At 61.1% G+C, this 22,522-nt stretch carries 17 protein-coding genes and 1 pseudogene; 13 read left to right on the top strand and 5 right to left on the bottom strand.

All coding sequences use genetic code 11. The features are described from left to right. Window positions 1-399 precede the first annotated feature (399 nt). A complete protein-coding gene (locus QNJ86_RS11360) occupies window positions 400-606 on the bottom strand; it encodes a helix-turn-helix domain-containing protein (RefSeq protein WP_283832745.1) in 207 nt (68 codons plus the stop codon). Window positions 607-685: 79 nt separating this feature from the next. On the opposite strand from QNJ86_RS11360, the gene QNJ86_RS11355 reads away from it, so the two are divergent. The 5 genes from QNJ86_RS11355 (at window position 686) to QNJ86_RS11335 (ending at window position 7,040) form a co-directional block, all read left to right on the top strand. Then, the gene (locus QNJ86_RS11355; protein WP_283832744.1) at window positions 686-991 is read left to right on the top strand and encodes a helix-turn-helix domain-containing protein; all 306 of its coding nucleotides are present in this window, start codon (window positions 686-688) and stop codon (window positions 989-991) included. A gap of 191 nt (window positions 992-1,182) precedes the next feature. Next, a complete protein-coding gene (gene lysA / locus QNJ86_RS11350) occupies window positions 1,183-2,538 on the top strand; it encodes a diaminopimelate decarboxylase (RefSeq protein WP_283832743.1) in 1,356 nt (451 codons plus the stop codon). Between the two features lie 15 nt (window positions 2,539-2,553). Beyond that, entirely contained in the window at window positions 2,554-3,837 is a 1,284-nt protein-coding gene (locus tag QNJ86_RS11345; RefSeq protein WP_283832742.1) for a homoserine dehydrogenase, read from the top strand. Window positions 3,838-4,075: 238 nt separating this feature from the next. Next, complete coding sequence (locus QNJ86_RS11340; RefSeq protein WP_283832741.1) at window positions 4,076-6,181, top strand: sensor domain-containing diguanylate cyclase; 2,106 nt, start codon at window positions 4,076-4,078, stop codon at window positions 6,179-6,181. Between the two features lie 184 nt (window positions 6,182-6,365). Continuing rightward, a complete protein-coding gene (locus QNJ86_RS11335; protein WP_283832740.1) occupies window positions 6,366-7,040 on the top strand; it encodes an HAD family hydrolase in 675 nt (224 codons plus the stop codon). 298 nt (window positions 7,041-7,338) lie between these two features. Here QNJ86_RS11335 and metA read toward each other — a convergent pair. Next, a pseudogene (gene metA, locus QNJ86_RS11330) lies at window positions 7,339-8,262 on the bottom strand (homoserine O-acetyltransferase MetA); the annotation flags it as partial. 193 nt (window positions 8,263-8,455) lie between these two features. Here metA and QNJ86_RS11325 point away from each other — a divergent pair. Both QNJ86_RS11325 and QNJ86_RS11320 read left to right on the top strand, forming a co-directional pair. Continuing rightward, window positions 8,456-9,745 (top strand): O-acetylhomoserine aminocarboxypropyltransferase/cysteine synthase family protein, encoded by a 1,290-nt coding sequence (locus QNJ86_RS11325; RefSeq protein ID WP_283832739.1) that lies wholly within the window; start codon window positions 8,456-8,458, stop codon window positions 9,743-9,745. Between the two features lie 174 nt (window positions 9,746-9,919). Beyond that, window positions 9,920-10,225: a hypothetical protein gene (locus tag QNJ86_RS11320; RefSeq protein ID WP_283832738.1), complete on the top strand. Its 306-nt coding sequence runs from the start codon at window positions 9,920-9,922 to the stop codon at window positions 10,223-10,225. Between the two features lie 174 nt (window positions 10,226-10,399). On the opposite strand, the gene QNJ86_RS11315 is transcribed toward QNJ86_RS11320, so the two are convergent. Then, window positions 10,400-11,257, bottom strand: a complete 858-nt coding sequence (locus tag QNJ86_RS11315; RefSeq protein WP_283832737.1) for a ZIP family metal transporter — start codon at window positions 11,255-11,257, stop codon at window positions 10,400-10,402. A 202-nt stretch (window positions 11,258-11,459) separates the two neighbouring features. Next, complete coding sequence (locus QNJ86_RS11310) at window positions 11,460-12,566, bottom strand: hypothetical protein (RefSeq protein WP_283832736.1); 1,107 nt, start codon at window positions 12,564-12,566, stop codon at window positions 11,460-11,462. Between the two features lie 138 nt (window positions 12,567-12,704). Here QNJ86_RS11310 and QNJ86_RS11305 point away from each other — a divergent pair, with 138 nt between their 5' ends. The 5 genes from QNJ86_RS11305 (at window position 12,705) to QNJ86_RS11285 (ending at window position 18,801) form a co-directional block, all read left to right on the top strand. Then, entirely contained in the window at window positions 12,705-12,983 is a 279-nt protein-coding gene (locus tag QNJ86_RS11305) for a homocitrate synthase (protein ID WP_283832735.1), read from the top strand. A gap of 215 nt (window positions 12,984-13,198) precedes the next feature. Further along, a complete protein-coding gene (locus QNJ86_RS11300) occupies window positions 13,199-14,872 on the top strand; it encodes an ATP-binding protein (RefSeq protein WP_283832734.1) in 1,674 nt (557 codons plus the stop codon). 4 nt (window positions 14,873-14,876) lie between these two features. Further along, on the top strand, window positions 14,877-15,575 hold the full coding sequence (locus QNJ86_RS11295) for a response regulator transcription factor (protein ID WP_283832733.1): 699 nt from the start codon (window positions 14,877-14,879) through the stop codon (window positions 15,573-15,575). Between the two features lie 254 nt (window positions 15,576-15,829). Next, window positions 15,830-18,208 (top strand): DMSO/selenate family reductase complex A subunit, encoded by a 2,379-nt coding sequence (locus tag QNJ86_RS11290; RefSeq protein WP_283832732.1) that lies wholly within the window; start codon window positions 15,830-15,832, stop codon window positions 18,206-18,208. A 14-nt stretch (window positions 18,209-18,222) separates the two neighbouring features. Continuing rightward, a complete protein-coding gene (locus QNJ86_RS11285) occupies window positions 18,223-18,801 on the top strand; it encodes a DMSO/selenate family reductase complex B subunit (protein ID WP_283832731.1) in 579 nt (192 codons plus the stop codon). 132 nt (window positions 18,802-18,933) lie between these two features. Here QNJ86_RS11285 and QNJ86_RS11280 read toward each other — a convergent pair whose 3' ends face one another. Beyond that, the gene (locus QNJ86_RS11280) at window positions 18,934-20,394 is read right to left on the bottom strand and encodes a helix-turn-helix transcriptional regulator (RefSeq protein ID WP_283832730.1); all 1,461 of its coding nucleotides are present in this window, start codon (window positions 20,392-20,394) and stop codon (window positions 18,934-18,936) included. Between the two features lie 311 nt (window positions 20,395-20,705). Here QNJ86_RS11280 and QNJ86_RS11275 point away from each other — a divergent pair, with 311 nt between their 5' ends. Continuing rightward, a complete protein-coding gene (locus tag QNJ86_RS11275; protein ID WP_283832729.1) occupies window positions 20,706-22,376 on the top strand; it encodes an FAD-dependent oxidoreductase in 1,671 nt (556 codons plus the stop codon). The last annotated feature ends 146 nt before the right edge of the window (window positions 22,377-22,522 follow it).

Raw genomic sequence — 22,522 nt, 5'->3', positions numbered from 1 at the left:
CGCGCTATCGCGCTAGCTAGTACGCCATAAGTTTTCCCGCTCCCTTACCTTACGACGCGGGTTGACTGACTTGAAGGCATTGACTTGCAAGAGGGATAACCTCCGTAGCGGCGTTCTCCAGAGCGCCGTTCGCGCGAAGCGCGAAAACGTAGGTCGAGGATGCATTCTCCGCCTGATGGCGGAGCGGTTCCATCCCTAAAGGGACTAGACGCTTCGCGTCGTCGCGCTTGCACCCCTCCGAAGATAGCCAGACAAGCACGTTAACCAGAGAAGAACATGCCCTCGTCATGGTGATAGGGATGCGCATAACATCTTGGCGTCATCAATAGCGCGAAGCACGTCACACTTTTATGAAGTGGGAAGGGTTTTTGTTGCAACCCCTTTTCATAAACTTTCGTTTCACTTATTTGCGGCATGAAAAAGAATATCCCCAGGTTGACAGTCGAGTTCGACGCAGAGTGCATCGAGGGTAGTAAAACGTATTGCACGAACGTTACCTGCCTCTATTCGCGGAAGGTCAACGATTGCACCAAGTTTTTCTGCGATTTCTTTTTCGTTAATGCCTTTGTCTTTTATGACCTTTTCGAAGGTTAAGACTATAGACATCGCTCACCTCTTTCAACTTTATTAAGACATTGTATTAACATTAACTATCTAAAGTTAATTATGCCACGAGTCTGCCCCTATGCTGGCCGGCATGTCTGCGTTATCTGATACATCTTTTGATTCTTTAGATGCTTCGCCTGAACAGGTTCGGGCGCTTAAGGTTGCGTTTGGGGCTACGGTCACAGCGCGGCGTGTTGATGCGGGTATCGAGCAATCGGTTTTCGCTTTGGTTGCGAATATGAGCAACAACCATCTTCGTGAAATTGAGGCGGGTAAGGGAAATCCGACGCTTGCCACTATGCATCGCATCGCGGCCGCGTTCGGCACCACCGCCGATGATCTGCTATCGGAAGCCTACGAGCGCGCCTTCGGATCTTCGTATTGAGGTACCTCTTGCTGATTATGTTTTCGACTTCGGGGAAAGTCGACGAGCGCCTTTCATAAAAGTGTGACGCGCTTCGCGGTCCCCTCGCCGCCCCTCGGTGGAGGAATGCGTCATTTTGCTCGTGCGAAATCATGCGGGCGCGTGGCAATGATAGACTGGGAATAGTCCGCTCGTACGTGAAAGGATTCCCGATGTCGCTTCCCGCATCCGACACCAGCAAGCAGCCCGACCACCGCACCACACTTGAGCTGGGCGCTGTCCTCCCGCTGACGGCGGAGGTGCGCGACGACCACCTGTTCGTCGGTGGCGTCGACATGGTGAAACTGGCGCGCGAACAGGGCACGGCGCTCTACGTCATGGACGAGGCTGACATGCGCACGCGCATGGAAACCTATCTGCACGCGTTCCGCAGCCGCTATGCGAACACGGATGTTGTCTACGCCAGCAAGGCGTTTCTCAACAAGGACGCGGCGCGCATTGTGAACGCCGAGGGGCTGTGCCTGGACGTGTCGGGCGGCGGCGAGCTGGCGTGCGCGCTGACCACGGGTTTCCCGGCCGAGCGCATCTTCATGCACGGCAACAACAAAACGCCGCAGGAGTTGCGCGAAGCTATTTCCGCGGGCGTGGGTCGCATTATTATCGACAGTCGTATTGAGCTGCGCCGCATCTCAGAAATTGCGGGCGAACTGGGCGTTGAACAGGCCATTTACATGCGCATCACGCCCGGTGTGGAGGCCGACACGCACCAGTACATTCGCACCGGATGCGAGGACTCGAAGTTCGGCTTCACCATGCGCGAGGACTTCGCGTACGGCTGCGTGAAGGACGTGCTCGCCACGTCGCACGTGCGCCTCGCGGGCCTGCATTGCCACATTGGTTCGCAGATTTTCTCGCTGCATTCCTACCCCGAGGCCGTTGACGTGATGGTGGACCTCATGGCGCGCATCGAGGCGGGGTACGGCTATCGCATCGAGGAATTGGACATGGGCGGTGGCCTGGGCATAGCCTACACGGCCGATGATCAGCCGGCCTCCATCAATCAGTTCGCCGAAACAATCACCACGGCCGTGCACGAAGCCTGCGCGAAGCACGGCGTGGCCGAACCGCGCCTGCTGGTGGAGCCCGGTCGCAGCCTGGTAGCCAACGCGGGCGTGACGCTGTACACCGTGGGCATCATCAAAACGTTGCCGAATATTCGCAAGTACGTGGCCGTGGATGGCGGCATGTCCGACAACATCCGCACGGCGCTCTACCACGCCGATTACGAGCCGGTGATTGCCAACAAGGCTGGTCAGCCGCGCACCGAGATTGTGACCATTGCCGGCAAGCACTGCGAAAGCGGCGACGCCGTGGTCATCGACATGCCCATGCAGCGCCCCGACGTGGGCGACATTGTGGCCGTCTTCGGCACGGGCGCCTACAATCACACCATGTCAAGCAACTACAACGGCCAACCGCGCCCCGCCGTCGTGTTCGTGAAAGACGGCGAAGCGCGCATAACCACCCGCCGCGAAACCTACGAAGACCTGATGGCACGAGATATTTAGAGAAGGGAAACTGACATGACGGTAAAATTGGGATTGGTGGGCACGGGGACGGTTGGCGGTGGGTGCATCGACATCCTGCAGAACCACCGCGACGACTTCAAGCGTCACTACGGCATTGACGTGGAGCTGGTGCGCGTGTGCTCGCGCAACCCTGAGCAGGCCATTGCCCACGGCGTGGAAGACATCTTCACGCAGGATTTCCACGACATTCTGAACGACCCGGACATCGACATTGTCATTGAACTCATCGGCGGCACCACCGTGGCGCGCGACATTGTGGTGGGTGCTCTGCGCGCGGGCAAAAACGTGGTCACGGCCAACAAAGCCCTCATGGCCACGCACGGCGAAGAGGTTATGACTGCGGCCGACGAAGCCGGCAAGGAAATTGCGTTCGAGGCCAGCGTGGGTGGCGGCATCCCCATCATCGACCCGCTGAAGCACTCGCTCATCGCGAACGAAATCAGCTCGGTCATGGGCATTGTGAACGGCACGACGAACTACATGCTCACGCGCATGGCCGAAGACGACATGCCTTACGCCGACGTGCTGGCCGAGGCCCAGGCGAAGGGCTTCGCCGAGGCCGACCCCACGGCCGACGTGGACGGCCTTGACGCGGCGGCCAAAATTGCCATCCTGGCGTCCATCGCGTTTAACTCGCGTGTGACCTTGGGCGATGTGTACGCTGAGGGCATCCGCAACATTACGCCGCTCGACCTGCAAATTGCCAAGGACATGGGCTACTGCGTGAAGCTGCTGGCCCACGCGCACCGCACGGCCGAGGGCGTGGACGTGCGCGTGCACCCCACCATGCTGCCGCTGTCGCACCAGCTGGCCACCGTGAACGGCGTGTTCAACGCCATCTATGTGGTGGGCGACGCCGTGGGCGAGACCATGTTCTTTGGCGAAGGCGCCGGCGCGGGCGCGGCGGCGAGCGCCGTCATGGGCGACGTGCTGGAAATTGCGCGCCACGTGCAGCAGGGCATCGGCCCCATTGTGGGCTGCACCTGCACCGATAAGCTGCCGCTCGTGCCCATGGAAGAACTGAAGACGAAGTACTACATCCGCTTCGCCGTGGCCGACCGCTCCGGCGTACTGGCTGCCATGGCTGGCGTGTTCGCCAAGCACAACGTGAGCGTGCTGTCAGTCATTCAGCGCGGCAAGAAGGATGCCGACACGGTGAACATCACGTACGTCACCCACACCGCTCGCGAAAAGAGCGTCCGCGACGTCCTGGCCGAAATCGCCGAACTGGACGACGTCCTGCGCGACGCACCGAGCGTCATCCGCGTCCAAGACTAACGAGGTCCGGCGGCTACGGCCGCCGGATCTTTCTCCGGCCCTCTCATTATACGCCACCCCACTAGTCAGCTATCAGGGACTACTTCTATAATGAACCCTTATCATCTGAAAAAGGGATACGAGTAGAGTGTGTTCGCGCTCCCGTCAAAATGGAGGCGCGAGCGGCTTATTCCCCGCATTCCCCACGGAACGGGGCTCGTTTCACGATGCGGCTCGGCCGCGCAGGGGGAGGGTTGCCATGAACACCGAAATTGACGCCCTGCTTGATGGCCTTTCCGAATTGGTATACATCAGCGACCCGCAGACGTATGAATTGTTGTACCTGAACAAGGCAAGCCGTGAGGTGTATGGCGATCCGGCCGTTTCCGACAGGCCGTGTTACGAGGTGCTTCAGGGACAGTCGGCTCCGTGTCCCTTCTGTACAAGCCACCGTCTCACCGAGGATACGTTCTATGAGTGGGAGCATACGAATACCCTGGTAAACCGCCATTATTTGCTGCGAGATAAACTCATTCAATGGAACGGTAAACCGGCCCGCTTAGAGATTGCCTTCGACGTTACCGATCTACAAAACAAAAACGACTCGTTCGCGTTTTTGGCCGATGCGGGTGTCATGGTGGTGGACTGCATCCGCGCGCTCGAAGGCGACGGCACTATTGATCAAGCGCTCGGCGAGGCGCTGCACATTCTGGGCCGCTTTTTGGAGGCCGACCGAAGCTATATCTTTGAAGTTGATGACGAATACATGTCAAACACTCATGAATGGTGCAATGACGGGGTGACGTCACAGAAACATCAGCTGCAACAGCTGCCCCTTTCGCTGATTGATCCCTGGTTGGAGCGGTTTGCGGAAAACGATGCCGTGCTTATTAGTAACATAGATATTCTTCCCAAATGGGGTCGGGCTGAAGAGTATGAAGTGCTGAAAGCGCAGGACATTTCGTCCTTGGTGGCTGTGCCGCTGGAGTTAGATGGTCGGTTTGCTGGCTATGTAGGCGTGGATAATCCCAAGCAGAATGCTCGGTTGGACATTATTGAAAAGCCGTTGGTTGCGTTCGCCAATTCGGTGGCGGCTCGTCTCAGGCGCGAGTTGGCTCAACGCAGGGTAGCGGAACTCACCTGGGATGACCCGCTGACGCTGGTGCATTCGCGCGCAGCCTTCCATCGCGATTTCGACCGTGGTACGTTCCGGCGCATTGGCATTGCGCTTGTGGATGCCGACCGGCTTTCCGTTATCAATCGTGAACAGGGGCGCGCGGTGGGTGACGCCATGCTGCGGTGTATCGGCTCATGTTTGCGTAAGGTGTTCGGTGATGCGGTGTATCGCATTGGCGACGATGAATTTTGTGCGGTAGCAATTGATATCGATTACGCAGAGTTTGCGAAGTTGGCAAAGCAGGCTGCCGAACGCTTTTTGTCCGAAGGAATACCCGCTTCGCTGGGCCCGGCCTGGCACGAGGTGTGCGACAACACCACCAGTCTGCTTGACCTGGCAGGCGACCGCATGCGCAGCGCGAAGCGCGGGCGCCATCGCGCGGTCGATTTAGGAGTGGATTTGGCGTCCGATGCGGCGGTCAGTGGCCTTTTGCACCCTGGTGGCGCGCGCGATGCGGTGGAGGCTGGCGCGCTCAGCATTCATCTCATGCCGCAAGCGTGTGGGAAAACGGGCGAGATCATGAGTGCCGAGGCGCTCATCCGCTTCTGCGGCAGCGAAGGCGGTGTGCAGGCGTTGCCCTCTTCGTTCGTACCGGCGCTGGAGGACATGGGCGAGATTGCAGACATCGACTTTTTCGCGCTTGACCAGGCGTGCGCTACGGTGGCGCGCTGGCAGCGTGAGGACAAGCGCGCGGTGCCACTGGCGGTAAACTTCTCGCGGCGCACCATCGGTGAGCCGGGGTTTGTGGAACAGGTGGCCAATACGGTGGCGTCGCATGGCGTTGACCCGGCCTTTATCGAGATTGAAATAACCGAGTCGGCCCGTGAAGAAAACGATGGGCTGATGCGCACGGTAGCCGACGATTTGCGCAGCCGCGGTTTCCGTGTGGCTATCGATGACTTCGGCGTGGAGAACGCGAACTTCTCGCTGTTCATCCAGCTGGAATTCGACGTGCTGAAAATTGACAAGTCGCTTGTGTGGGGGTTGGGTTCCGAAGACCGCACTATGCAGATGATCTGCAGTTTAGCGAAGTTGTGCGACCAGCTGGGCATTGAAACGGTGGCTGAAGGAATCGAGTCGGAAGAGCAGCGTCTTGCTTTGCGCGAAGCGGGTTGCACGCGTGCCCAAGGCTATTGCATTGGCAGGCCTCAGTCCATTGAGGACTTTGAGCGCGAGTATCTGTCGTAAGTTCCGGGACGGCACTGGCTGCATCTTGTGAGGGTTTTTCGATGAGGCGCCTCCGTTTGGGCGGCGTGTCTAAAGACCCCCCTTCCTGCTGCTGCGTGCGGTACTCATCTGTTAAGCTAGCAATCAATACGAATGGGCTGGAGGCTGAGCGCTTCCGCTGTGCGCGAGAGGAAGGAATTCGCCCATGGATGCATCCCGCATCGGCGTTATCTTCGATTGCGATGGTACGCTGCTGGACTCGATGGACGTGTGGCACGAGGCGGAGGCCGAACTTGCCCGTCAGGCTGGCGTGCGTCTGTCGCCCGCCGAGCAGAACGAACTTACGACGCTCACCATTCCCGAGGCAGGTGCGTTCTTCCATAACCGCTTCTGGCTGGGCACCGATGCGGACGATGTGGTGCGCATGCTCGATGAACTCATGCTGGACTACTACCTCAATCGTGCACAGGAGCGTCCTGGTGCGCTCGCGTTCGTGCGCGACCTCGTTGAGCACGGCGTGCACGTGAGCGTGGCATCATCAAGCCCGCAGCCGTACTTGCAAGCCGGGCTGGCGCGTGCTGGCTTCTCACCGTATATCAACATCGTGCTTTCAGTGGACGATGTGGGGGCATCAAAGCGCGAGCCCGTCGTTTTCGATCGCGCCCGCGAGTTGATGGGCACGCCTTTGGAGTCCACCTGGGGATTTGAGGATTCCGCCTACGCCCTGCGCACGTTGCGCAGCGCCGGTTATCGTACTGCAGCCATTCCCAGCACAACCGATGCGCGCACCCGCCAAGAGTTGCACGCCGCATCCGACCTCTACATAACCACCTTCGAAGACCTCGACGCCCAAAAATTCATAGCCCTCAACGAAGCGTAACAGTTGCACCAACTAAGCAACGCGATACTCCCACATAAAAAGAGGCCGCTGGGATGGCGGCCTCTTTTTATGCGTGGTGTGGTTAGTCCCAGGGGTTGGGGGAGAAGGGGGGTTCGGGGGTTGGGGGGCGGTCGGAGAAGGGGTCGTAGCCGTCGTCGTCTTCGGCCTCGGGGCGCAGGAATGGGTCGACCTCTTTCCCCGCACCGCCGCGCGATTCACCCGCGCGCTCCTGCCCCGATGGAGAAGTAATCGTCGGCCGCAGCGTATACAGCGGGCGCTTCTTCGGCGCGCGCTCGAACTCGGGCGCACCCGCTTCAGCCAGGTCATACGGCGTGGTTTGGTACACGTAGTAGTTCAACCAGTTCGTGTACAAAAGCTGCGCGTGGGCGCGCCAGGTGGCGCGGGGCGTCCGTGTGGGGTCGTCGCCGGGGAAGTAGTGGCGCGGCAGCGGCATGTCGAGGCCCTTCGCACTGTCGCGCTCGTACTCGGCCATGAGGGTGTCGGCGTCGTACTCGGGGTGCCCGAACACGAAGAAGTGGCGGCTGTCGGTACTCTTCGCAATGTAGACGCCAGCCTCGTCGGACACGGCAATCAGCTCAAGCGCCGGATGCGCCTCAATGTCGGCCGCGTGCACCTCGGTGTAGCGCGAATGCGGCGCGCGGAACGAGTCGTTGAACCCGCGTACGAGCGGCGACGACGGCTTCACCACCTCATGGTCGAACACGCCAAACAGCTTTTCCGGCAGCTCGTATTTCGGAATGCCGTAATGGTAGTAGATGCCAGCCTGCGCACCCCAGCAAATGTGGAACGTGGAGTGTACGTTGGTGGCCGACCACGCCATGATGCGACAGAGTTCGTCCCAGTAATCCACGTCCTCGAAGTCAAGCAGCTCCACCGGCGCGCCCGTGATAATCATGCCGTCGAAATGCTGCTCCTTGATGTCGTCAAACGTGGTGTAGAACGCGTCGAGGTGCTGTTCAGACACGTTTTTTGCATCGTGCGTGGCCGTTTGCAGCAGGCTGATTTCAATCTGTAGCGGCGTGTTCGACAGCTTCCGGAGAATTTGCGTTTCGGTCACAATTTTGGTGGGCATGAGGTTCAGAATTACCAGCTTGAGCGGGCGAATGTCCTGATGCATGGCGCGATGCTCCGTCATCACGAAGATGTTTTCGCTTTCAAGCGTGTCGGTGGCGGGTAGTGCGTCAGGAATCTTGATGGGCATGAAAACCTCCGGGTTGAAACGCCGCGCGTGCGGCGGCGTCGCGTTCACTTACCGTGCGCTATGATACCGAACAATCAGATGACCTGACTATCCGAATATCAGATAGCGCGGTATCGGAACTGCCCGTTACCACCGGGCGGGTAGCCGTGGTTATAATGATGCGGACTTTTCCCCTCGCAACAAGGAGCACTACATGAGCGACCGAACTGAATCTCTCGGCACCACTTGCGTGCAGGGCGGCTACCGTCCCGGCGATGGCGAGCCGCGCCAGCTGCCCATCTACCAGTCCACCACCTGGAAGTTTGACACGAGCGAGCACATGGGCCGCCTGTTCGACCTGGAGGAAGCGGGCTACTTCTACACGCGTCTGCAGAATCCCACGAACGACGCGGTGGCCGCCAAAATCACCGAGCTTGAAGGCGGCACGGCCGGCATGCTTACCTCGTCGGGCCAGGCCGCGAACTTTTTCGCCGTGTTCAACATTGCCGGCGCGGGCGACCACGTGGTGGCAAGCTCGGCCATCTATGGCGGCACGTACAACCTGCTGGCCAACACGATGCGGCGCATGGGGCTGGAGTGCACCTTCGTGGCGCCCGACTGCTCGGACGCGGAACTGGAAGCGGCCTTCCGCCCCAACACCAAGGCTGTTTTTGGCGAAACTATCGCGAATCCGGCGCTCGCCGTGCTCGACATCGAACGCTTCGCCGCGGCCGCGCATGCGCACGGCGTGCCACTCATCGTGGACAACACGTTCCCCACGCCCGTGAACTGCCGGCCCATCGAGTGGGGCGCGGATATCGTGACGCATTCCACCACGAAGTACCTCGACGGCCACGGCGCAAGTGTGGGTGGGGCCATTGTGGATTCCGGGCGCTTCGACTGGTGCGCGCACGCGGACAAATTCCCCGGCCTCACGCAGCCCGACGAAAGCTACCACGGCGTGACCTACACCGAGCGTTTCGGCCTGGAAGGCGCATTCATTACGAAGGCAACGGCCCAGCTCATGCGTGATTTCGGCGCCATCCAGTCGCCGCAAAACGCCTTCTATATTAACCTGGGGTTGGAAAGCCTGCACCTGCGCATGGCGCAGCACAACAGAAACGGCCTGGCCATGGCCGAGCATCTGGCTGCGCATCCGAAGGTGGCGTGGGTGCGCTACCCCGGCCTGCCGGGCGACGCGCAGTACGACCTGGCGCAAAAGTACCTGCCCAGCGGCGCAAGCGGCGTGGTCAGCTTCGGCGTGGCCGGCGGGCGCGCCGCGGCTGAAACATTCATGGTGAATCTCAAGCTGGCGCAGATTGCCACGCATGTGGCCGACGCGCGCACCTGCGTGCTGCATCCCGCCAACGCGACGCACCGCCAGATGAACGAAGCCGAACTGGCCGCCGCCGGCATCACCCCCGACCTCATTCGCCTCTCCTGCGGCATCGAAACCACCGAAGACCTGCTCGCCGACGTCGACCAAGCCCTCGCCGCCGTGTAGGGTCGCACCGCCCCCAAAAGCGTCACCCGTTTACCAGAACCGCCCTTGGGCATGTGTTGCGCAACAGGCGCGCGGGGGCTTTCAAAGTTTTGTTACATCAGGGCGGCCAGCTCTTTGTGTGAATTGACCTCGCTATACTGGTGACAGCGGGGTTAACGACCAAAGGAGTTTGCTATGGATATTCAGGCCATTATCGATCAGATTGTGGGAGCGCTGCGCGAGGCGCCGGAAAAGGCTCAGGAGATCATCGCCGATCCGGCGGCGGCCATCGAGAACATCACGGGCCATCAGATTGAGGGCGAAGACATGGCTGCTGTTGTGCAAGGCGTGCTCGCCAAGATTGGCGAAGAGGGTGGCGAACTTCAGGAAAAGCTCGCCTGTTTCGGCGACATGCTGGGCGAGAAAGTGTCGTCGCTCATGGGCGAGGGCGGCGCGTTCGGCGATCTGCTGAACAACATCTTCGGCAAAAAGGACGAATAAGCGCTCGCCGGTTCAGAGCGCGCGCATAACGCTGGTTGACCGTAGGGCAAGGGTTCTACCCTTGCCGGCAACTACGTTTGACCTGCAAGTTTATCAATGCTGAGCGGCAAGGGCAGAGTCCTTGCCCTACGCCAATCTATAAAGGGGCCTCTGTTGCGGCCCCTTCCTCTTCCCTTAGTAATAGATAATCAGCAGCCCCAGCAGAATGCCCACAATCACGAAGAACGTGGGAAGCTTGCTGCGATACATGAGCACCGACTGCGGAATGATCTCGCCAAACACCACGTACAGCATGGCGCCGCTTGCAAACCCCAACGACAGCGACAGCCCCAGCGGGCCGATGTCGCCCAGCCAGTAGCCCAGCCACGCGCCCAGCACGGTGGGCAGGCCGCACGCGGCTGTGACCAGCACCGCGCGTACCCGGTGCATGCCGCCGTTGATAAGCGGCACCGACACGGCCATGCCTTCCGGGATATTGTGCAGGCCAATGAGCACGGCCATAATCATGCCGGTTCCCAAAAGCAGGTTGTCCGACGCCACAAAACTTGCGCCAATGGTCATGCCTTCGGGCACGTTGTGCAGCGCGATGGCGCATGCCATCACAATGCCGGCCACGAACAGGGCCATCTTGGAGTCGTCGCGCTTGCGGTGTTCGGCCAGGTGATCAGCGTGAATGAGTTCGTCAAGGTCGTCGTGGGTTTTGGGATGATTCCTGCGCGAGACGTGCGGCACCTCTGGGTTTGTTCGCCAGTCAATCAGCATATTCAGCCCGAACACCACGGCCCCGCCCACGGTTACCGCACCCGCCGCCACCAGAGGCGCGTGATCGGTGAAGGTTTGGGCGGCCTCAACCGACTCGGTGAGCAGGTCGAAGCACACGATGGACAGCATGACGCCGCCCGCGAACGCCAACAGTAGACTGACGGTGCGGTTGGAGTCGCTCTTGAACAGCGCGCCCACGACGCCGCCCAGCCCCGTACCGCCAGCCCCAGCGACAAGCGTGACCACGGTAATGAAGACGAACGGGTCCATGGCTTCTCCCCTTTGCACCCCCTTGATGACGACGCTTTCCCCAAAGCGCCTTGTTTGCGGGAAACATGATAGCAAAGCGGTAGGAAAAAGGTAACTAAGGATGACTTATTGGTGGCGCAGGAAAGCGAAGAGCCCGCCACGGTGAGGGGGCGGGCTCTTTGAGGTGCGAACCAGGGGTGGAATGTGGGGCCGTGCGCGCGGGTTAAGCGGCTTTCGGCAGTTCCACCGGCTCTTCTTGCTCGTCTGCGCTGGTGTCGGGTTCGGTGGTTTGGGGTTCGTCGGCGGACCCGGCATCCGCGCCCGCATCGGCGTCCGGTTCGCCACCTATCTTGATGGCGTTCGCGGCGGCCGCAGCCACGGCGGCGGGGTCGGCCTTGCCGAGGATGTCGGTGCCGTCTTCCACCGTGCAGCCCGAGCAGCCGCGCGTGCGCCCGCCGTCGAGCGCTTCCTGCACGCTACCAGCGTAAATGGTAGACGAGTTCTTGATGTACTGGCAGTCGGGATTGAAGTGATACACCTCGCCGAAGGGCGTCCAATACGCCAGTCCGTCGTCGGACAGAATGGCGGCGCCAGCCTCAGCCTGGTCGAGGTCCTCCTGCGTGGCAGGGTGGTAGTCGATGCCGCTGGCGACGGCAGCCACCAGCGCCACGGCGGCCACGATGGAGCCCACCTGCTTCGTCTTCTTGTCCAAGTCCTTGTTCGTCAGAAGCAGAATAATCACCGGTGCGAACGCGATGGCGGCAATGATCACACCCAGCTCGGTTTGCACCCAGTAGGCCAGCTTGTTTTCTTTCGGAGCGGGCGACACGTGGTTTGCGTGCTTCCACAGCTGCGAGCCGATAACCACCAGCACCAGGTCAAGCACAATCCACACGATGAGCCACGTGGTTTTCGGGAACCCGGGAAGAAACAGCGTGCCGTTCATCACGAGAATGGCCATGACCTCGCACGCAATGCCCAGCGCCCACAGCACAATGGCGCCAATGCGGAACGGCAGTGCCGCGCCCTTGCGCTCGGCGTGCATCTCGTCGCGGACGGCCTTCGTGGCTGCGTCCGTGCCGCCCTGGTGCGGGTGGGAGATAGTCTTGCCGGTTTTCGCGTCGACGAAGGTGCGCTCTTTGTGCTCCTTCGGCGCGGGCTTCTCATCAGGGGCGTCGGCTTGCGGTGCGGGTTCAGCGGCCTTCGCTGCCTCGGTTTCCGCAGCCTTTGCTTCGGCTTTGTCTTCGGTCTTCGACGTGCTCTTCGGAGCCGCTTTCTTTGTCTTCGCGGGCTTGTCCTCGGGGGCTTCGTCGGTTTTCTTCGTTGCCATGCGTCCCTCTCCTTGCGCTTCAATCTTTGCTTGAACAGGGCCTTTGCCTGCTCCTGAGCATGCGCCCCATTATAATTCCCCTAGAGGGAGGGCAGGTTTTTCCTGCACCGCTACAATCATTAGTTGAAGGGGAATGCCATGGATGTCCAAGAAATTGTGGGACAGTTGCTCAAGTCCGCCGCCGACGACCCGGAGAGCCTGAAGCAGTTCGGCGTGGATCCCGCCGCCGCCATCAAAGGCGCCACCGGCCTCGATCTGACCGATGACGAAGTGTGCGATGTCGTGAAAGCTGTCGAGCCGCTTCTGGAAGGCAAGGAACTCAACCTGAATGCCGTCATGGAAGTGGTCGGCGACTTCCTCGGCGACAACCCGGGTGACCTCCTCGGCAAACTAGGAGGCCTGTTCAGCGGGAAGTAAGCCGCCGGCTTCCGCGTTTCACGCCGCGCACGGGAATGTGCCTCGCGCACAACCAGCTGCGCCACGGCACCCCCGCCCGCGCATAATCCGCCGCACTTTTCGCCCCTCCGTGCGTGAGCGCGCTTTTGTCCGCGTCCCTGCAACATTCGCCCCTTCTCTCTTTCGCGCGCCCGCCAGTATGCTATGGTGGCGACGCAAAGGGGGAGGGGTGTTGTATGCACGGGAAGCTGAAGTACAAACTGGCGGTACCCACCGTTGTGATAATAGCCCTGCTCATGGTGCTGAATGTGGCGTGGTCGTACACGTCCCAGCGCGAGCAGGCGCAAGCTGCCATGCGCGAACAGGCCAGCATGCTCACACGGCAGCTGAATGCCATGTGGGATTTCATGGCCATAAATCAGAACCGCATCAATTACGACTCTCAGGGCAACTACGATTTCAAGGGTCTGCATTGCTCCATCGTGGGCCTGAGCGTGAGCGGGCATTTTTCGCAAGGCACCGATTACAAAATTCGCTACGTGAGCGACAGTCCGCGCAACTCTGCGCACGCCACGGACAAATTCGAAGGCCAGGTCATGGAGCGTTTCCGCGAAGACCCGGGCCTCGCCGAATACGACGAGATGGCCACCTTCGACGACCAAAACGCGCTGCGCTATGTCACGCCGCTGCGCATCGACGACAGCTGTTTGTCCTGCCACGGCAGTCCGGCGGGCGAAATGGACGTGACCGGCCACGCGAAAGAGGGTATGGCCATCGGTGATCTGTATGGCGTGATCAGCGTTGTGGTGCCCTCCGCCATCTACGACGAGAGTATCGCGCAGAACGTCGCGCGCGAGGCGCTGCTGTTTTTCGTGCTGATGGTGGCGTGCGTGGTGTCTGTCTACTTCTTCGTGAACCGCTTTGTCACGGCGCCGCTTGAGCGCTTGAAGAATGCCGTACGCGTGACGGATGCAGGCCGCTTTGCCGTGGACGTGAAGGACGTGCGCGGCGACGGTGAGGTGCACGATTTGGCGGAATACTTCGAAACAATGAGCTCCGAGCTCAATGCGCTCTACGACGATTTGGAAAGCCAGGTGGAGGTGCGTGCCGGCCAGTTGGTGGTGGCGAACGAGGAACTGCTGCGCCAGCGCGAACAACTGGAAGCTATGAACGAGCGCCTGTCCGAGGAAAGCCGCTACAAGTCTGACTTCCTGGCCATGATGAGTCATGAGCTGCGCACGCCGCTGACCTCGGTCATTGCCTTCACGGAAATACTTCAGCAGCAGGAGGATGACGCGCAAGGCCAACGCGCACGCATTCTGGGCGAGGTGCGCCAGAACGCCGCTATCTTGCTCAGCCGCATCAACAACATTTTGGACGTGGCGCGCCTGGAGGCGGGCAAGAGTGAGTTCGCGCCCATGCTGGTGGATGTGGCCGACATCGTGAACAGCGTGGAAGCCGCGCTTGAGCCTCTCGCGCAAGCCAAGGAAGTCCAGCTCACCGTGGAGGTGGGGCGTGACGTGCCGCTCATCATGGCTGACGCGGACAAGGCGCGCCGCGTGGTGGAGAACCTCGCGGGCAATGCCGTGAAGTTCACGCCCGCGGGCGGCCACATTGCCATCAGTGCCACATTTGACTCCGCTGCGCAGGTCGTGCGCATTGCGGTGGCCGACGACGGCATCGGTATCGACCCGGCGGATGCGCCGTTCATCTTCGACAAATTCACGCAGGGTGACGCTTCGGCCTCGCGCCGCTACAATGGCAGCGGTTTGGGCCTGTCGCTTGCGCGCGACCTCATGGAGTTGCATGGCGGCACGGTAGAGATGGAAAGCACGCTGGGCAAAGGCAGCGTGTTTACGGCGACGTTCCCGGTGCAAGGGAAGGCCGGGAAGTGCGAAGAGGGGGAGTAGGCCGATGGCGCGCATACTGCTGGCTGACGACGAAGCAAGCATGAAAAAGGTGGTCGAACACATTGTGCGGGAAGCCGGCCATGAATTCCTCTACGCAAAAAACGGTGCGGAAGCGCTTGCGCTGTTTGACGAGCAGGCCCCTGACCTGGTTATTCTCGATGTCATGATGCCTGATGTGAATGGGTTTGATGCCTGCGATGCCATTCGCCGCCGCGACCAAGACGTGCCCGTGATGTTTTTGTCCGCCAAGGGTGACATCGTGGACAAAAGCATGGGATTCAAAATGGGCTGCGACGACTATCTGGTGAAGCCGTTTAGCCCCGCTGAACTGGCGTTGCGCATTGAAGCGTTGCTGCGCCGTCGCGAGCATTCCCGCGCGGGCGCCGCGGCGAAGCGCACGACCGTGGAGGCAGGCGACCTTGTGCTTGACCTGGGAAGCTACGAGGCAACGAAGGGCGGCCGCTCCCTTGACCTCACCGCCAAGGAGTTCGAAATCCTTGCGTTCATGGCACAGCACCCCGGCCAAGTGTTCACGCGCGAGCAGCTGTTCGAGGGCGTGTGGGGCGAGGATGCCGTGAGCGATGCGAACACCATCACCGTGTTCATTCGCAAAATTCGCGAGAAGGTGGAAGACGATCCGTCGAAGCCGCGCCTTGTGCTGACGGTGTGGGGCGTGGGCTACAAGTTCGCCGCCGTGCGCTGAGGCGTGGGCAACGCCTGGCGCGGGGCGGGTCGCGGCGAGGGCCGCGCTTGCGACCAGGTAAAATGCGCTCCATAAGGTCATTAATACTTCAGTAATATCTGGTAATCAAAAAATAATCCGCGGAATATACGGCGCGTAATATTTCGCGCGTACGATAACCACCAAGACGAGGGGACGCGAGCGGCGGGGGAACCGCACCATGCTCGCGCGCCAGCCTCGGAGGAGAATCGTGTAACGAAGGGGGAGGATGACGTATGCAGAAAACCGGATTGTCTCGTCGGTCGTTTCTGGCGCTGACAGGCGCCGTGGGCGCGAGCACGCTTCTGTTCGGCGGATGCGCGCCGAAGGGCGACAAGGAGGCAGCTGTGGAAGGTGCCGCGAAGGCAGCCGACGATGGCACGCAGATTGTTAACACGTGCTCGACGTTTGACTGCGGCGGCAAGTGCCTGATCAAGGCCCATGTGAAGGACGGCGCCATCACGAAGATTGACACGCGTGACCCGTACCAGCCGAACGAGGACGCGCCTTGCGGCAAGGCGTGCGTGCGTGGCCGTTCGTATCGCAAGTGGCAGTACCACCCTGATCGCTTGCAGCATCCCATGAAGCGCGTGGGCAAGCGCGGCGAGGGCAAGTTTGAGCCCATCAGCTGGGATGAAGCCATCGACTACATCGTCAGCGAGAACGAACGTATCCTGAAGGAATACGGCCCGCTGGCGCGCTATGTGCAGATCGGAACGGGCGACACGGGTGGCAACATTGTGCGTGCCGACTTGGCCGCGCGCTTCTGCGACGTGACGGGTGGTCATATCGGTTGCTACAACTCGGTGTCCATGGGTAACACGGGCACGGCTACGCCCTCCATGTTTGGCATTGCCAACACGGGCTCCAGCCTGGCCAGCCTTAAAGATACGAAACTCGTCATTCTTTGGGGCCACAACCCTGCCGAAACCATCTTTGGCCTGTCGAACTACTACTTCCGCCAGATGAAGGAAAACGGCTGCAAGTTCATCGTTGTTGATCCGCGTTATTCGAACACCGCGGTAGAGTTGGCCGATGAGTGGATTCCGCTGCTGCCCACTACTGACAACGCACTCATGGATGCGATGGCTTACGTCATCGTTACCGAGGGACTGCATGACCAGGAGTTCCTCGACAAGTATGTCGTTGGCTTCGACGAAGAGCATATGCCCGAAGGCGTTGAGCCGAACCAGTCCTATCGCGCCTATCTTGAGGGCGTGGCCGACGGCACGCCGAAGACGCCCGAATGGGCCGAAGGCATTTGCAAAGTGCCGGCCGAAACCATTCGCCGCATTGCCCGCGAGTACGCCACCACGAAGCCCGCGGCCCTCATCGAAGGCTGGGGCCCGCAGCGCCACGCGTGCGGTGAGCGTACGGCGCTTGGCGGCGGCATGCTGGGCTGCATCACGGGTAACGTCGGCAAGGTGGGCGGCTGGGCCGGTGCGTATAACGGCTTCACCCGCAACTTCCCCTTGGGAATGGCCGATCTGCCCGAGGACTTGGAATTCGAATCCGCGTCTGTTCCCATGTCGTCAGGCTGGATCGACGCTATCGACGACCATACCTCCCTCACAAAGGAAAACGGCCTCAAGGGCGTCGACAGGCTTGAGTATCCCGTCAAGATGATCTGGAACATTGCGAGCGACTTCATGATGACGTCCGGTCCCGACTTGAACCGCGTGCGCGCCATCCTTGAGGACGAGAGCAAGGTCGAGTGCATCATCTGCTCCGATGTGCTGATGACGCCGACGGCTCAGTGGTCTGACATCGTGTTGCCTGCGTGCACGTGCTTCGAGCGTTGGAACGTCGGCGGCACCTGGAATAACGGCGACTACTTCATTCTATCCCAGAAGATCTCCGAACCGCTGGGTGAAGCGCGTTCTGAGTACGACTGGTTGGCCGAATGCGCTGATCGCATGGGGGTCAAGGACGCGTTCACCGGCGGCAAGACCGAGGAAGAATGGGTGCGCTACATGGTGGAGGAAACTCAGAAGGAGTTCTCCGACCACAACCTGCCCGACTTCGACACGCTGACGAAAGAGGGTGTTGCCTTCTTCAAGAAGGAAGAGCCGCGCGTGGCTTTCAAAGATCAGATTGATGACCCGAAGAACAATCCGTTTAAGACGGATTCCGGAAAGATCGAGCTGTTCTCGAAGAAGCTTTACGACATGAAGAACCCCGAAATTCCCGCGACACCTCACTACGTACCCGTCGCGGAAGGCCCGGGAACGGAACTGGCCGTAACCTACTCGCTCCAGCTCATCGGTTGGAAGACGAAGGCGCGTGACAATTCGAGCTACTTCACGCACCCGTGGCTCCAGCAGACGCAGGACACCGAACTGTGGATCAACCCGCTCGATGCTGAAGCACGTGGTATTGCCGATGGCGACAAGGTGCTGGTGAAGAATGACCGCGGCGCTATGAAGATTACGGCGAAGGTGACGACCCGCATCGTACCTGGTTGTGTGGCGGCTCCTACCGGTTCTTGGTACAACCCGGATGCCGAAGGCGTCGATCAAAATGGTTGCGTAAACGTGCTTACTTCGTCGGCTCGTACGGCGTGGACGCAAGGAAATACGCAACACACTAACCTCGTTGAAGTCGCGAAGCTCTAGGAGGCGATGACGCTATGACTCAGTACGGATTCCATATTCGCCAGGACCTGTGCACTGGCTGCCATGCCTGCCAGATGGCCTGCAAAGATGAGAAGAACCTCGATGACGCGCGACTGTTCCGCCACGTGTTCGAACAGGAGGGCGGTACGTTCACGGCCGCCGGCAACGGCTACGTGCATGATGCGTTCGCGTTCTACACGTCTATGTCGTGTAACCACTGCGAGCGTCCGGCGTGCCTGGGTGTGTGTCCGGCCGGCGCTATCGACAAGGATGGCAAGACCGGCATCGTCACCTACGACGGCGAGCTGTGCATCGGCTGCAAGTACTGCTTTGAGGCCTGCCCTTATGGCGCGCCGCAGTACGACGAAGTGGCTGGCAAGATGACGAAGTGCGACCTGTGCGCCGACCGCGTAGCCGCCGGCGAGCAGCCCGTGTGCGTAGCGGCTTGCCCGTTCAACGCGCTCGAGTTCGGCGAACTTGAAGAATTGCGCGCCACCTACGGCGACGTGGTGACCACCCTCGGTCTCCCCGAAGACACCACCGGCCCAAGCATCGTCATCACCCCTCACACCGGCGCAGTACCCACCGCCTAACCACCACCCTCCGCCGCTCCAGCGACGGAGCACAACAAACCCTTCCTTCCCTCCCCTCAGCCCCCGCCCACCGCGGGGGCTGAGCGCATGAGGACCTACTTCTCCAACTTCTCGGCAACGGTGCCGTCGTTCTTAGCTCCACGCACCCAATCCGACGCCGCCTTGTTCTATGGTGTCGAGGAGGCCTTGGCGGTCGAAGACACCTACTTTGCGGTAGATGTTGCTCACATGATGTTTTGCGGTGCCTTGGGCGATGGAGAGCTCGTCGCAGATGTAGCGAACGGTGCGGCCGCGGGCCAGCAGCACCAGCACCTCGGACTCGCGGTTCGTCAGCCGGCACAACGAGGCAATGTGTGCGCACTTCTGTTCAAGCGTGGCCTCGGCCGCTTGGGCGCGCGGGGTGGCGTAGAGTTTCTGCACGTCGGCTTGCGTGAAGAACAGCATGCCCACGAACGTCAGCGCCAGCACACCCAGCAAGAACACGTCGGTGCGCAGCGCGGCCGACCATGCCTCGCTCCCCAAGAGGCCGTCGGCCGCTACCGACCCAATGAGCGTCCCGGTGCGCGCGCACAATATAACCAGGCCAAACGACAGCGCCACGGGAATGCGTCCGCGAAACGCCACATCGGTGGACACCAGCATCATGAACATGTCCAGGCAGTACACGCCCATGATAACCAGCCCTGCGCCCACGAAGCGATACGGCGCCGGCAACAGCAACAGCAAGATAAGTCCCGCCATCATGGCAGGGATGACCGGCCGATACAGCGCCAGCGGCTCGGCCGACGAGGGCGCCACTACCATCGACAGCGTGATGGCCGCAATGGCCAGCCCCGCCAGCAGCAGCGTTTTGCCCATGAACGCACTGTCGCCCTCGGCAAAGGTGTTCACCATGCCTTGCGACAGCCCATACACCACACTTATCACCAGGATGCACGCCAGAATGCGCACCACAGGAATGGTCTTCACGTCCAGCGGCAGCACCGAGGGCTCGCGGCGCGGCTCCTTCTTGCAAGCGTGCAGCACGCACGCCGAAATCACCGGCAGCGCCGCCGTAAACGCAACGGCTGCCGGCCGGGGCAGAGCATACCCTATAAAGAACAGCACGAACGCGAACGTGTACGACACATACAGATGCCGCCCGACGCGCCCCGTGGCAAGCGCGCTCCACAGCTCGCCCCACATTATTAGTAAGAGTGCGTTGCCAAACGCCAGCGCCGCGGCCCCCACGACAAATACGGCGAACCACGCGCCCTCGGCCCCGCTTCCAGCACCAGTGACTGCCCCCAGTGTGAGCGCCACCGGTACCAACAATGTGCCCACGGCCGTAAGTCCGCCCGCCGCCACAAAGCACGACCGCCGCGCAACAAACGGCGAAAAGCGCCGCGACAACGCGATCGCTGCTACGTAGCCCACCGTCATCAATACCAACACCAGCAACACGGTGTTGCCCGCAAATACAAACGCGCCCGTCGCAGGAATCACCGTGTCGGTGCACATGGCCATCATCTGCCACGCCTGCCAAAACGCCAACCCCAAAAGCCGCCAGCCCGAAAACGCGCCGCCGCCTTCCTCATTTCGTTTCGCGCCCATGCGCCCCTCCGCCTTTCGCCCCGCGCCGCCGCTCGTCGGCTCCGCGCGGGCATTCTCCCACCCGCAAACCTAACAAACCAACCGCGCTCGCGCAAGTCTCACCATGAGCCAAAGCGGCCCATACGGCACTTTCCTGCGGAAATGGGCCACTTCGATCGATGACGCCGCGCGCACTCTTCGCCATTATGCGCTGCGGGAGGGAAAGCGCGAACGCCCGACAGCCAACCGGCACGCACGGGCGTACACGTTTTTCCACACACGATAGAGCGCGGAGCGAGGGGCCTCGCGCGTTGTAGGGAAGGGGTTACACCATGGATAATTCGAACGAGAGCACCGCGCGCCAGGGTTTGTCGCGCCGCGCGTTCTTGGGCCTGGGCGCCACGGCCGCCGTTGCCGCGGGTGCCGCTGGTCTCGCCGGCTGCGCGCCAGCCTCCAAGGAAGACGCGCCCAAGGGCGATGCCGCCGGGGCGCAGGGCCAGGCGCAGTACGCGTGGGAAGTTGCTCCCGAGCCTATCACCGACATCAAGGAAACGGTTGACACCGACATCCTCATTGTTGGCGCGGGCCTGGCAGGCTGCGCGTGCGCTGCGGCTGCGGCCGAAAAGGGCGGCAAGGTGACCGTCGTCGAGAAGACCTCCAGCTGGAACGGCCGCGGCGGTGGCTTCGGCGCCATCAACTCGCACTACATGGATGAGCTGGGCATCAAGGTGGACAAGGTCAACGCCAAGCAGCACTGGATCGCCCAGTGTGCCAGCCGCGCGAACGAAGACCTCATCGTGAAGTTCTTCAACAACTCTGAGGAAGCCTCCAATTGGCTGCTCGCCAAGGCTGAGGCCCTGGGCGGATCGGCCATGGTGGGCGCGTTCTACAGCCATGACGACGTGTACGCCGAGCAGCCGGGCTACCACATGCTCATGATCCCGAAAGAGGCGGGCCTCACTTCCACCGGTTTTGCGGGTGCTGAACTCTGCTACAACGACGCCGTGAAAGACGGCGCCGAGTTCGTGTTCGATGCGCCGGCCGTGCAGCTGGTGAAGGACGGCAACAAGGTGACGGGCTGCATCTGCGAGACAAAGGACGGCTACGTGCAGTACAACGCCAGCAAGGGCGTGGTGCTGTGCACGGGCGACATCAGCGGCGACATTGAAATGTGCAAGGCCTACGCGCCGGTCTGTGTGGAATACGGCCAGCCGCGCAGCCAGTACACCCCCGTCGGTGTGAACACGGGCGACGGCCACAAGATGGGTATGTGGGCCGGCGCGCAGCTGCAAGACCTGCCGCTTCCCACGATGATGCACCCGCAGGCGTTCTGCTGGTTCCACGGCCCGTTTTTGTTCGTGAACGACAACGGCGAGCGCTTCATGTGCGAAGACACCTGGGTGCAGGGCAAGTCGCTGGCCATCAACCGCCAGCCCAACGGCGAGGCATGGTCCATCTTCGACGCCAACTGGAAGACCGACCTGGTAAACGGCCTGCCCTACGGCGGCGGCATGTTCTGGGATTCCTTCCGCCCCTACGGCAGCGACCTTGAGCTGGCGCCCCAGTACTTTGAGACGCAGATTCCGGAATACATCAAGCAGGGCAACGCCTACCAGGCCGACACCATTGAGGACTTGGCGAAGCAGATCGGCTGCGACGCGGCCACGCTGAAGGCCACGGTCGACCGCTACAACGGCATGTGTGAGCAGGGTGAAGACACCGACTACTACAAGAAGCCCGTGTTCCTGACCCCGGTCAAGCAGGGTCCGTTCTACGCGCTGAAGGTTGGTCCCGCGCTGCTGGCCATCACGGGCGGCCTGCGCACGAACGTCGACTTCCAGTGCCTCGACGCTGAGGGCGCTCCCATCGAGGGCCTGTACGCGCTGGGCAACTGCATGGGTGACATCACCGCAGTTGACTACCCCATCAACGTGGCCGGCAACAGCCACGGCCGCTGCATCACCTACGGCTATCTCCTGGGCCACGAACTGGCCGAGGCGTAAGCATACTAGCCCCGCCGCACCCCTCCCCGCGGCGGGGAAACAGAGTCTCCCTCCCTTCGACCCCCGTCCTTGCGCGGGGGTCTTTGCATGGGCGCGCACTGAAGCGGCGTCCCCCGATGTTCCTTGATGTTCCCTGATGCATTCTC

The sequence above is a fragment of the Gordonibacter faecis genome (genome assembly GCF_030077735.1).
GTDB classification, from domain to species: domain Bacteria; phylum Actinomycetota; class Coriobacteriia; order Coriobacteriales; family Eggerthellaceae; genus Gordonibacter; species Gordonibacter faecis.
This window is presented reverse-complemented; position numbering and strand designations above follow the sequence as displayed.